Raw genomic sequence first — 12,759 nt, 5'->3', positions numbered from 1 at the left:
CATTATTTACTTTAATCTATCTTACAAGTCTCTTTTATCTCTGTCAAAACAACGAAAAAACCGAACACCCTTAAACGAGTGCTCGGTTAGACTAGATTTTACCTATTTAATGATTACTTATTTTTTAAGAGAATCTGGAATTGCTTGGTAACCTTCTCTTACGTTGATCACATTTGTGAATCCTTTATTTTCTAAGATACCGACTGCGATTGAACTACGTACACCTGATTGGCAGTGTACATAGATCGGTGCGTCTTTATCAAATGGAACATCAGCATCTAGTAATTTACCGTGTTTGATGTGTTTCGCTTGGTCAAGGTGACCTGCATCCCATTCATCATTTGTACGTACGTCTAATACATTTTCTTCTTTACCTGTCATGTCTGCACTGTGTACAGAAGGTGTCATAACATCATATTTCGGTAAACGGTAACCTGCGACACGGTCATAACCGATTAATTGAAGTTGGTAAGCCGCTTGTTGTACTAAGTCGCGGTCACCGATTAAATCGATGTCTTTATCGTAGTCAAGATACCAACCGATTTGGTTAATGAAACCTTTATCGAATGGAATATTGATTGTGCCGTATTCATGACCACCATGATACGCTGAGCGTGAACGTACATCGAATGCGAGACGGTCTGAATCTAGACTTGGATATACATCATATGGTGTATATAAGTCTGTTCCCATTTGGTTGATATATTTCATATGACCGAAATGATGCGGTGGATCAGGTTGTTCTGAAGTGAGCTGTTTCACGAATGCTTCTTTATCATTCACATTGAATGCCCAGTTATTTACACGTTCATAACCGAGTGTAGATGTTGGAACAGCACCTAGTGATTTACCACAAGGACTGCCTGCACCATGACCGGGCCAGATTTGGATATAGTCTGGTAATTCACTCACTGATTGAATAGAATCATACATTTGTTTCGCACCTTTTTCAGTTGTGCCTTCAACTTGTGCTGCTTTTTCTAATAGGTCTGGACGACCGATATCGCCTACGAAGATGAAGTCACCAGTAAAGAGACCCATCGGTACTGAAGAGCCGCCGCCTTTATCAGTGAGTAAGAAACTGATACTTTCTGGTGTATGACCTGGTGTAAATAACACTTCAATATCAATGTTACCTACATCAATATGATCATGGCCTTTCACAAATGTTGTGTTTTCAGGCATATTTTTGTAGCCGAATTGTTCTCCGCCTTCAGCTGAGACATACACTTGTGCGTTTAAGCGTTCAGCTGCATCACGTATACCAGATGCGAAGTCAGCGTGAATGTGTGTTTCAGCTGCTTTAGTAATTGTGAAGCCTTCATCATCTGCGACTTCAATATATTTAGATAAGTCACGTACTGGATCGATAATCATTGCTTCACCTGTACGTTGACATCCTATTAAATAAGAGGCTTGTGATAATTTATTATCATAAAATTGTTTGAAAAACATTCTAAAACTCCTTTACTTATTTGTGTTTTGTCTCTCTTTAGATAAATAAGTTATGGCTTGCATTTTGTGTGTTACCGATATAGCTGCCTACACCGCCGTATGACACTTCGTCACGTAATTCTTCTTTTTCAATGCCCATGACATCCATGCTCATTGTGCACGCAATCAATTTAATATCTTGTTCGATTGCTTTATCTAACAATGCTGGAAGAGAATCCACATTTTTCTTTTTCATGACATAACGCATCATTAAGTTGCCTAAGCCGAACATATTCATTTTAGATAACGGCATTTTCACTGGTGTTTTCGGCAACATCATATCGAACATTTTTGCGATACCTTTTTTCTTCACGTTCGCTGGATTTTCTTTCTTCAACGCATTTAATCCCCAGAATGTGAAGAAGATTGAAACGTCACGACCTGCTGCTTTCGCACCATTTGCGATAATCAACGCAGCTAATGCTTTATCAAGTTCTCCGCTGAATAACACGATTGTTGTACCGTTTGCGGAATGTGAAACTTCCATTGCTTTTGGTTCTTCTTTTTGAATAATTGCTGTGACTTTTTCGTCATCTTGGTTAATACGTACTAGGGTATTGCCTGTTTGTTTCACCCAGCTTTGAATGTCACTGTAGAAACCTGGGTCAGTAACTGTTGCTTCAACTTGATCACCTGGTTTAAGTTGTTTCATTTCTTGGCTTAAGTTCATGATAGGACCAGGACATTGTAAGCCACTGTAGTTTAATTGTTTGCGGTTATCTTTTACTTTCGTTTCTGTACTTTCTTTAACTTCTGTATTATCGTCACCTTCACTATAAGCCACATAACCGCCATCTAGATTTACAACGTCATAACCTTGTTTGTCTAGATACTCTGCAGCTTTTAGACTGCGTTTACCGCTTCTACAATAAATATAGTACGTTTTATCTTTCTTCTTATCGAACTGTTCTATTTGATCGACTGGATATAATTCCGCACCTTTAATGTGCCCGTCTGCGTATTCTTCAGGTGTTCTGACATCGATTAATTGTCCATCTTTTGCTAAACGTTCAAAATCTTGATTACTGAATTCATTAATGTGTTGTGTTTTCATATACTCCCGTGTTGCCTCCCTTTCAAAAATACCTATAGGGGTATCTTAAAGCCTTTCAGGATAAATGTCAAATGCCCTATGGGGTATTTGACAAAAATTCTTTTTCCAACTACAATAAAACTACTCAGTCTTAGTATGGGGGTATTATGAATGAATTATAATCAAAAAATGATTAATCGTATTAAACGTTTACAAGGACAATTGAATGGCGTCGTGAAAATGATGGAAGAAGATAAAGATTGTAAGGATGTTATTACACAATTAAGTTCTTCTAAAAGCGCATTACAACGCTTAATGGCAGTGATTGTCAGCGAAAATTTAGTAGAATGCGTTAAAGCAGCAGAAGATAATAACGAAGATTCACAAGCCTTAATTGAAGAAGCAATCAACTTGCTTGTGAAAAGTAAATAATGGATATCGTGACTTTAATTACGATGCTCCTTATCGGGGTATTTGGCGGTTTAATTTCTGGAATGGTCGGTATAGGTGGCGCAATTATTATCTATCCCGCTATTCTTATCATTCCGAGCCTTTTAGGTCTTCACACTTACACACCTTATCTCGCTTCAGGACTCGCATCCAGCCAAGTATTCTTCAGTACACTCAGCGGTTCGATTAAAGCGAAAAGCAATCCAGAATTCTCATTAAAACTCGTACTGTACATGGGTGCCAGCACACTAATTGGGAGTACAGTCGGTGCTTTCTTTACACAATGGTTCAGTACGACTGCAGTAAATATTGTTTATATCGTGGTCGCAATTCTTGCGTTGGTGTTATTATTCATTAAAGTGAAACCGCAAGAAGGCACACCACACTTAAACCGTATGTTACTCATCTTATTCGGCATTGGTATCGGGGCCATTTCTGGTATTGTTGGTGCAGGTGGCTCGTTCATGATTATTCCAGTCTTGCTCGTATTCTTTAAATTACCGATGAATACCGTCGTCGCAAACAGCATCGTAATCGCATTTATCTCATCTATCGGTTCCTTTGTGATTAAACTCTTCCAAGGCTTTATTCCTATCGCAGATGCGATTCCTTTAGTCATTGGTAGTATTATCTTCGCACCAATTGGTTTAATGATTGGTAAGAAATTACCAAGTGTCGTTCAAAAATGGATTATCAGTATATTAATAATCATCGCAGTCATTCAATTAATCTTTTAAATAGATGCCAAGTTCTGATATAGAGCTTGGTTTTTTATTTATACATATAGGTATCAGGGTATAAAATAAGCGTCCATATAGGTGTAACCCCCTATTTAAAGCAATAACTCAGGGTTAAACTTGTTTCTGTGAAGTTTTACGCTAAAATTAATAGTGAAGCGTTAAAACTACCTAACTATATAGAAAGTGGTGAAATAATGGCTAAGAATCAAAAGCGAGAGATGTTATTACGAGCAGCAGCCGATATTGTGAATGAACAAGGTGTCAGTGCCTTAACACTTGATGCCGTAGCACAACGTGCAGAAGTGAGTAAAGGCGGACTCCTCTATCATTTCAATACCAAACAAGCCTTAATTCAAGGTCTAGTGGACCATGCGAATGAACTTTATAAAGAAAATGTTAATCATTATATTGATAACGAAAAAGAAAGTAAATGGCTCCATGCCTTTATTGAGGCAACACGTGAACATCGTAAAGAAAACAAAGCTGTGACTTCTGCCATTCTAGCAGCACAAGGTAATGATCGTAATTTACTCGGTCCCCTACAAGAAACCTACCAAGATTGGCAAAACCATATTGAATCGGATGGTTTAGACGCAGTGGATGCGACGATTTATCGTTTAGCTGTAGATGGCTTATGGCTATCTGAAATTTTCGGTTTAACATCTATCGACGAAGACATGCGAGAAGCTGTCTTAGATCGCTTAAAAGAATTAAGCAGTAAATAAATAGAGGTACAACCCTTGTCATGAGAGGCTCTTACAAAAAAGAGACTCTCTTTTTTTATTTTTCTTAAACAAAGGGGTTGAAATAAAACCGTCCAGTTGGTACACTAACAACCGTTGAAAAAAAATAACTGAAACTCGGAGGGATAAATAGTCCATGAAAAAAGTAATGTTAACAGCAGCAATTACAGGCGCTGGCGACACAACAGAAAAAAATAAACATGTACCCGTAACACCTGAAGAGATTGCGGATGCCGCAATTAAATGTGCACGTGCAGGCGCAACAGTGGCACATATTCATGCAAGAGATCCAGAAACAGGTGGCGTAAGCCATGATGTTGAATTATATAGAGAAGCAGTACGTTTAATCCGTGAAGCAGATGAAGATATTGTGATTAATATTACTGCAGGCGGCGGTGGCGACTTCATCCCAGATATGCAGAACCCTTACCAAGCCGGAGAAGGTTCAGATATCCAAACACCAGATGAACGTCATGAGCCAGTTGGAGAATTATTACCAGAAATTTGTACACTAGACTGCGGTAGTGTCAACTTCGGAGATATGGTTTATATCAGCCCGACAGATTGGTTACGCCGTCAAGCACAATTAATCAAAGATGCAGGTGTAAAACCTGAATTAGAATGTTTCGATAGCGGTCATATCCGTTTTGCGAACCAATTAGTTTCTGAAGGTTTAATCGAAGGCGAACCAATGTATCAATTCTGCCTAGGTATTCCATGGGGTGCAGACAATGATGCAGAAACGATTGAATACTTCAAAACACGTTTACCAGAAAATGCTCATTGGTCAGCGTTCGGTATCGGTAAAATGCAGTTGCCAACAGTAGAAGAAGCTGCGAAACGCGGCGGCAACGTACGTGTCGGCTTAGAAGATAACATCTATTTATCAAAAGGTGTTAAAGCGACAAACGAAGAACTAGTAGAAAAAGCAGTAGAAATCTTAAAAGGTTTAGATATGGAACCTATGACACCGCAAGAAGCGCGTGAAAAATACAATTTAACTCAGCCAAAAGGAGACAATTAAAATGAAATTTGCAGTAGTAGGAACAGGCGTTATCGGCAGTGGCTGGATCACTCGCATGCTTGCGCATGGTCACGAAGTGATCGCAACTGACCCAGGTGAAGGCGCACAAGAAGCAATGATGGCACAAATCAAACAAAATTGGCCATACGCTGAAGAAATGGGATTAGCAGAAGGTGCATCTTTAGATAATCTGACTTTCACACCACACTTAGATGAAGCAGTGAAAGATGCAGACTTGATTCAAGAAAATGTACCAGAAGTTGAAGAAATCAAAGCAAGTGTCTTAAAAGAAATCGACACTTACGCACGCCCTGATGCAATTATCGGTTCAAGTACTTCAGGTATTATGCCAACTGAACTGCAAGAAGGATTAAAACATCCAGAGCGTTTAGTTGTAGCACATCCTTTCCATCCTGTTTATATCTTACCGTTAGTTGAAATTGTACCAGGTAAAGAAACTGCAGAAGACACAGTTGTAAAAGCTGAAGAACTTTATGAAGGTATCGGTATGGACGTCTTACATGTCCGTAACGAAATAGAAGGACACATTGCGGACCGTCTTATGGAAGCTTTATGGCGTGAATCATTACACATCGTTAATGAAGGTATCGCAACTACTGAAGAAGTAGATAAAGCCTTCACTCACGCAGCAGGCTTACGTTACGCACAATATGGTCCATTCATGACATTCCACTTAGCTGGTGGTAATGGAGGTATGCGTCACATGTTGAAACAATTCGGTCCAGCACTTAAGAAACCTTGGACTAAATTAGTTGCGCCAGAATTAACAACTGATTTATACAACGCAGTTGTAGAAGGATGCGAAACAAGTTCACAAGGTTACACAATGTCAGAACTTGACCAAAAACGTAATGAATTCTTAGTGAAAGTGAAAAAACTTGCGCAAGAATATTGGCCAACTGAAACACCAGGTATGAAGAAACGTCAACCTCAATCACAGGGGGTATAAATTCATGACACAACTCTTTACGTATCAAGTGACAGTAAAAGACAAATGGCTCGATCATAATAACCATATGAACGATGCAGAATACAACCGTGTTTTCAGTAATGCGACAGATGAATATCTCGCTTACTTAGGTTTAAGCGAAGCTGAAATCGAGCGCCGTCATTACACAGTCTTCACTTTAGAAAATCATGAAACGTATCAAAAAGAAGTTAACAAAGATGAAGATTTGACGGTGACTGTACAACTTGTCGATCATGATGCGAAACGTCTTCATGCATTCATGACACTGTATGACCAAGCACAAGATGTGTGCGCCACATACGAAGTCATGTTGATGGGTATTGATACAGACTCAGGTCGTCCAGCACCCTTCCCTGAAGATATCGCACAAAATATTGAACAAGATGCTGAACTAGTAGATAAAGAAGGATTAGACCAACCTAAAGAACTTGGTCGTCAAATCGGTATCAAACGTAAAAAATAAGCACAATACTAATGAATCGATTAATATCACAATTTGCATAACACCCAAATGGGTTTCATATAGATACAAAAAGTTCCACTTGCGATAAGGTAAGTGGAACTTTTTGTATCTTATTATTGCTTTTATCATTCAAACCATCATTCAAAAAATTAGTACTGCCCTTTTAAAGATACATACTTACAAATCGAGATAAATCGAGGTTTATAAGACGTCCGTATCTCTTACTTCAGACAAACGTCAGTCTGACCTTTAATGCTAAAAAAGCGCCACGAACTTTTTGTTCAGGCGCTTTATCTTATGTACTATTTCGTACTTCTACTGTTTTGAATCTATCTCTGCATGATGTTTTCAATGGCTTCTATATCATGTTTTGAAGTATAGACTTTGATTGAAAAGCCGTTGGCTTTATCTGTATCGTAATACCAATTGCCATTTGAAATTTCATCAGGCCCATTATGAAAATCTGTGAAGTCATCTTTTGTCATTTTTCCAGGTACTACAAACACATGACTGACTTGATTGTTTGAATTATAACTGACACCGATATTGCCATATAATTCAGCTTTCTTGCCATCAATTGTTTTAGCACCTTCTGCACGACCATATTCTCTCTCTATCGCACTTTTGGTTTCCCCTATTTCAAAACCTTCATACCCCTCTGTATTAGGCGCATGCATATAACCTTGACTGAACATTGGTGAGTTCACATCAATCTCTACTTTATGCGTAGGTGGTAAATGTGACGCTCTAGGTTGTGCTTTACCAACTTGATTCGACCAAAATGCCAACACACCATAGAATAGTCCAGCGACCAGAGCTAAGAATACTAATACGAGTACACTACACCAAACGAAAGTTTTAATTCTGTCATGATCTTTTTGTTGATGTATGACCTCCGAACGAGAAAATTGACTTGGTGTACCACATTGAGTACAAAAAGCTTCACTAGACTGTAACGCATTTTTACATGTTGTACAGTATTTCCCCATATTCCTTCCTCCGATAAATCTTTTTCACAATTCAATTATATTTAAAACTTTGATAATTTTCTACATAAAACGTTTTAAGAAACTGTAAAGTTGTTAAAGAAAACTAAAAAAGTACCTCAGTTACCCTGAAGTACTTCAAAGTTTCACGTAAAACATAATACGATGACTAGTTCATTTTAATAATGATACGTCCCGCATCACCATTTGCGAGTTCGTCAAATCCTTCATTAATCTCATCTAAAGTTAATGTTTTACTTATTAATGGATCGATATTTAAACGTCCTTTTTGATAAAGATTAGTAAAACGTGGTATATCTCTATCTGGAACACAACTGCCAACATAAGATCCTTTAATTGTTCTTTCTTCAGCAGCTAGCGTTACTTGTGGAAAGGCGAATTGTTGACTTGGATCTGGCAATCCTGTCGTAACAGTTGTGCCTCCACGTTTAGTAATAGCGTATGCAGTTTCCATTGCTGGTGTGACTCCTGCTGTTTCAAATGCATATTCTACACCGCCATCCACATATGATTTTATTTTATCTACTATATCTTCATCTTTAGAATTAAATACTGCTGTCGCGCCTAATTCTTTAGCAATATCAAATTTGTTTTCATTAATATCCAAAGCAATAATCTCATTAGCGCCTGCAAGTCTAGCTCCAATAATAGCATTTAAACCAATACCACCGAGTCCAACAATCGCGACGTTACTGCCTGGTCTGATTTGCGCTGTGTTCATAACAGCACCTATTCCTGTAATTACTGCACAACCAAAGACTGCCGCACGTTCAAACGGAATCTCTTTGTCTATTTTGACGATTGAGTTTTCAGAGACAACTGCGTATTCTGCGAAGCCTGAAACCCCTAAGTGATGGTGAACTTCACCTTGGTTGTTAGATAAACGAATACCACCCTCTAACATTTCACCTTTTTCATTCGATTCTGCACCGTTCTCACACAATGCTGGTCTTCCTTCACGACACGGGATACAATGTCCGCAACTTGGTATGAAGACGCAAACGACATGGTCTCCTTTTTCGAAGCCAAGCACATCACTGCCAGTTTGTATAACTTCTCCAGCAGCTTCATGTCCCAACGCCATTGGCATAGGTCTAGGGCGACTGCCATTAATCACTGATAAATCCGAATGACATAGACCCGCAGCATGAATTTTTATAAGTACTTCGTGTGCACGAGGTTCGTCTAGTTCAAGTTCTTCAACTTTCAGTGGTTGCGATTGACTATAAGGCTGCTCACTTCCCATTTCATATAATACCGCTGCTCTTGTTTTCATAACTAACATCCCCTCTTTCTATTTCTCTCTACCCCCTTAGTACATTTTTTATACTTAACATCTCCTTATACTCCCTGTAGTTATGCATTTATCAAATAAAAAAAGCTTCAATCGGAACTTAAACTAGTCACGACTGAAGCTATTATTAATTTAACAATTAATCATGCATACACTTTTTCATTAGAATGCGATAACCCCAATAATACCTGCCACAATAATCATGCATACCGAAGAACCGATTGCCCATTTTAAAACAACCTTTTGGTTCGTTCCATAATCTATACCAAGCATACCTACAAGCAAGTAACCTGCCGCATACAAAGGACTTAAGACATGAACTGGTTGTCCTAAGATAGACGCTCTCGCCATCATTGCTTTAGAAACACCGAATTGTTGTGCAGATTCTGCAAGAATAGGCAAGATACCATAATAGAATGGATCATTCGCCATAAAGTAAGTGAACGGCATACTGAGCACGGCAGTGATCAATGCAAAATGATTCCCCATCGCATCTGGCACAATATGTACTAAAGCACTTGCCATATGGTCTACCATTTTCGTCCCACTCATAACTCCCGTAAATACACCTGACGCAAAAACTAAACTCACTACCGCAAGTACGTTTCCTGCGTGGCGTTTAATCAGATTGGATTGTACTTTAAGTTGCGGATAGTTAATAATTAACGCTAACGCAAAGCCAAGCATAAAGAGTACAGGAATCGGTAAGAAATCTGTAATCAATGCCACTAATAAGGTAATAGTCAAAGCAGCGTTAATAATCGTTAATTTCGGTCTTAATAACGCAAGTTCATCTTCGCCTTTATCATTTGAAATATGCATTTCTTCTAAAGTGAGTGATAAATGGTTCTTAATACCGATACGTTTGCGCTCTCTTTTCCCCAAGATATAAGCAGCCACAAACGCAAAGAGAATCCCTGCAACCATCACTGGAATAACAGGTGTGAATACTTCCTCCGTTGTTAACTGAAGTGCTGAAATAGCACGTGCTGTCGGTCCACCCCACGGCGTCATATTCATCACACCGATAACTAATAGCGCAAGCGTTGATAAAATATATGGATTCATACCCATTTTCTTATACAACGGCAACATCGCTGTAACAGTAATAATAAATGTAGTAGTACCGTCTCCATCTAACGCAACAATAGATGCTAAGGCGACTGTTCCAATTGTAATCTTTACAGGGTCTCCCTTAACCCCTTTCATAATCACACTGATAATTGGATTGAATAATCCAGCATCAATCATAACCCCAAAATAGAGAATCGCGAAAACCAACATAATTCCAGTTGGTGCAACAGTCGTAATTCCCGCAATGATATCCTTTCCTAAACTAGAGTAAAATCCCCCGATTAATCCGAATACTACTGGTACCACGATAAGTGCTACCAGCGCTGACATTTTTCTACTCATAATCAGAGCCATAAAGACAATGATCATTACAAAACCTAATAATGCTAAATTCATGATGTGTCCCCTTTTGTTTGTAATTTAACTGTCAGCAAACGCTTACAATTATATATAGTTTACCACAACATATAGTATTTTGAATATTCTAATCATTAAAGTCGGGTATTTTTATTTAAAACAAATAAAAAACGTTATCTCCGAATAAGCTTCAGAGATAACGTGAAAAGGTTATAAAATATGATTAATGATATCGAACTATAAGTTAATAATTATGCTCTGCTGTTGATGTAGCTGTCTGGGTTCACACTGTATTGGTTACCTACGCCACCTTGCATGCGTTGGAAGTGTAAGTGTGGTGCAGTTGAGTTACCAGTGCTACCTGATAGACCGATTTGGTCACCAGCGCTAACATCTTGTCCTTGTTGTACATTTAAGCTGTTCATGTGCATATACCATTGATAGTTATTGCTGTTTTTCTCTTGGATTGTAACTTGGTTACCGCCACCATAGTTACTCCAACCAGCTTGTGTTACTGTGCCGTCTGTTAATGAGTAAACAGGTGTGTTTTCAGGCATACCATAGTCTACACCATAGTGAGCGCCGCCACCGTGATATTGACCATATGGTTGGATCTTAGGATGTTTAGTTAACCAACCTGCATCTTGTGCTGTTGCACCGTCTGCTTGGTTAGAAGGTGCACTGTCACCAGATGTTTGTGCTGCTTGGTCAGAACCTTGTGTTGAGCCGCCGCCTTGTTGTCCTTGAGCTGCAGCATTAGCTTGTGTTGTTTGTGGTGCTGGTGCTTGTGTAGCTTCAACATTTTGTGCTGTACCTGCATCAGATGTAGCGTTTTGTGCAGGTGCATATGTTGTATTATCTTGTGATTGGTTATATGTGTTTTCGTATTGTGCGTTTGATGTATTGTTGTTATAAGTTGCGTTATTTTCTGAAGCTTTGTTTGGATTGTTTGCGATATCTTCTGCTGATGGTGCTTCATTTACGTCATAACCATTTGCTTGAACATCTGAATTTGATGCATTTGCTGAATAGTTATTGTCATCGTATTGGTAGCTAGGGTTTAATAAACTTTGTGGGAAATAGAAATAGTGTGTTGCCCCTGCTTCATCTACGATAGTGAATTGATATTCTTTATTATCAAACATTGATTGGTCCCAATTGCCATCTAATGTGTGGTGGTAATTACCTTGTGTATCTTTCGTGAAGTATGATCCATATGAATAACCTTTAGTCTGATCTGCTGTCTGTTGTGCTTGTTGTGTTTGTTGCGGTGCAACTTGGTTATTTTCAGCTGCGTCTGCGTGGTGACTGATAAATCCTACTGAAGAAACTCCCAAACCTACAATAGTAGCTGTTACTAATTTATTCATCATGTAAACTCCCGTCCTTAAAAATTTTATTGATTCGTTAATACGTTTTTCGTTTTTCTCTCAATCAAAATTACAAGACTAAAGGTAACACGGGAAGTACACTAAATAAAGGCGTATAATTGTTTTGTAAACAAATGTATTTTGCATGTAATATAGTTACTGAAATATTACTACCTTGTAAGTACTGTGAAGACGGGGTTAAAACGTCGTTCTTCTTTTCCTTTGTTATCTCTTTATTACTAAATTGAAATGTTTGAAACCCTTGATTTCCGGATATTTTAATAATGATTCTTGTGCGCAAAAGCCTTATAACCCCTGGGTTTGCCTTACATTTTCAATTTCAAAACCGCTTCTCTTCCATCCTCCATCACACTAACTACATACTCTTATTGTTTTCTTTACTTTGTTGATAATATCGAAATATAAAATACAAACCAGCTAAAAAGAATAGGAAAAGTACGCCATTACCTATAACTTTCGCAATAATATATGTCATTAAGATAAAGGAAAGAAACGCTAAAGTAATAGAAATAATTAAAACCAACCATCTTGTACTATCACTATTTTCTCTTCCAAGAAACACTCGACTTAAATGCGTCTTATAAAAATCTATCAATTTCAGATACAACTTCAGCATCGCTCCAACTGCTACTATAAAATAAACACCAAAAACTATGATTTTTAAAATGTTCCATATGAAACCGAACAGTTCATTCATG

13 protein-coding genes are annotated in these 12,759 nt (G+C 38.2%); 6 read left to right on the top strand and 7 right to left on the bottom strand.

All coding sequences use genetic code 11. From position 1 onward, the window contains the following. Positions 1–117 precede the first annotated feature (117 nt). On the bottom strand, positions 118–1,455 hold the full coding sequence (cstB, locus tag HMPREF2937_RS12985; protein WP_070864767.1) for a persulfide dioxygenase-sulfurtransferase CstB: 1,338 nt from the start codon (positions 1,453–1,455) through the stop codon (positions 118–120). A gap of 37 nt (positions 1,456–1,492) precedes the next feature. Continuing rightward, a complete protein-coding gene (locus HMPREF2937_RS12980) occupies positions 1,493–2,548 on the bottom strand; it encodes a DsrE/DsrF/DrsH-like family protein (RefSeq protein WP_070864766.1) in 1,056 nt (351 codons plus the stop codon). 150 nt (positions 2,549–2,698) lie between these two features. Between HMPREF2937_RS12980 and cstR the strand changes: the two genes are divergently transcribed. From cstR to HMPREF2937_RS12950, 6 genes are all read left to right on the top strand, one after another. Next, positions 2,699–2,959, top strand: a complete 261-nt coding sequence (cstR, locus tag HMPREF2937_RS12975; protein WP_070864765.1) for a persulfide-sensing transcriptional repressor CstR — start codon at positions 2,699–2,701, stop codon at positions 2,957–2,959. Then, the gene (locus tag HMPREF2937_RS12970) at positions 2,959–3,714 is read left to right on the top strand and encodes a sulfite exporter TauE/SafE family protein (protein ID WP_060803817.1); all 756 of its coding nucleotides are present in this window, start codon (positions 2,959–2,961) and stop codon (positions 3,712–3,714) included. The genes cstR and HMPREF2937_RS12970 overlap by 1 nt, the downstream gene beginning before the upstream one ends. Positions 3,715–3,911: 197 nt before the next feature. Next, complete coding sequence (locus tag HMPREF2937_RS12965) at positions 3,912–4,442, top strand: TetR/AcrR family transcriptional regulator (RefSeq protein WP_023014808.1); 531 nt, start codon at positions 3,912–3,914, stop codon at positions 4,440–4,442. 154 nt (positions 4,443–4,596) lie between these two features. Next, positions 4,597–5,484, top strand: coding sequence for a beta-keto acid cleavage family enzyme (locus HMPREF2937_RS12960; RefSeq protein WP_023014809.1), 888 nt, complete (start codon positions 4,597–4,599; stop codon positions 5,482–5,484). 1 nt (position 5,485) lies between these two features. Further along, positions 5,486–6,454: a 3-hydroxyacyl-CoA dehydrogenase NAD-binding domain-containing protein gene (locus tag HMPREF2937_RS12955; protein ID WP_002480199.1), complete on the top strand. Its 969-nt coding sequence runs from the start codon at positions 5,486–5,488 to the stop codon at positions 6,452–6,454. Positions 6,455–6,458: 4 nt separating this feature from the next. Then, complete coding sequence (locus tag HMPREF2937_RS12950) at positions 6,459–6,938, top strand: thioesterase family protein (RefSeq protein ID WP_070864764.1); 480 nt, start codon at positions 6,459–6,461, stop codon at positions 6,936–6,938. A 329-nt stretch (positions 6,939–7,267) separates the two neighbouring features. Here the strand turns inward: HMPREF2937_RS12950 and HMPREF2937_RS12945 are convergent, their stop codons facing one another. The 5 genes from HMPREF2937_RS12945 to HMPREF2937_RS12925 all read right to left on the bottom strand — a co-directional run bounded on the left by HMPREF2937_RS12945 (position 7,268) and on the right by HMPREF2937_RS12925 (position 12,758). After that, the gene (locus tag HMPREF2937_RS12945; RefSeq protein WP_070864763.1) at positions 7,268–7,927 is read right to left on the bottom strand and encodes a hypothetical protein; all 660 of its coding nucleotides are present in this window, start codon (positions 7,925–7,927) and stop codon (positions 7,268–7,270) included. A 166-nt stretch (positions 7,928–8,093) separates the two neighbouring features. Beyond that, positions 8,094–9,221 carry a zinc-dependent alcohol dehydrogenase family protein gene (locus HMPREF2937_RS12940; RefSeq protein ID WP_023014812.1) on the bottom strand — a complete coding sequence of 376 codons (1,128 nt, stop codon included), beginning with the start codon at positions 9,219–9,221 and terminating at the stop codon, positions 8,094–8,096. A 180-nt stretch (positions 9,222–9,401) separates the two neighbouring features. Then, positions 9,402–10,709 carry a CitMHS family transporter gene (locus HMPREF2937_RS12935; protein ID WP_070864762.1) on the bottom strand — a complete coding sequence of 436 codons (1,308 nt, stop codon included), beginning with the start codon at positions 10,707–10,709 and terminating at the stop codon, positions 9,402–9,404. Between the two features lie 212 nt (positions 10,710–10,921). Then, complete coding sequence (locus tag HMPREF2937_RS12930; RefSeq protein WP_002480205.1) at positions 10,922–12,043, bottom strand: M23 family metallopeptidase; 1,122 nt, start codon at positions 12,041–12,043, stop codon at positions 10,922–10,924. A gap of 373 nt (positions 12,044–12,416) precedes the next feature. Further along, on the bottom strand, positions 12,417–12,758 hold the full coding sequence (locus tag HMPREF2937_RS12925; protein ID WP_070864761.1) for a hypothetical protein: 342 nt from the start codon (positions 12,756–12,758) through the stop codon (positions 12,417–12,419). Position 12,759 lies beyond the last annotated feature (1 nt).

It is taken from the genome of Staphylococcus sp. HMSC061G12, from assembly GCF_001838465.1.
Taxonomy (GTDB): domain Bacteria; phylum Bacillota; class Bacilli; order Staphylococcales; family Staphylococcaceae; genus Staphylococcus; species Staphylococcus simulans.
This window is presented reverse-complemented; position numbering and strand designations above follow the sequence as displayed.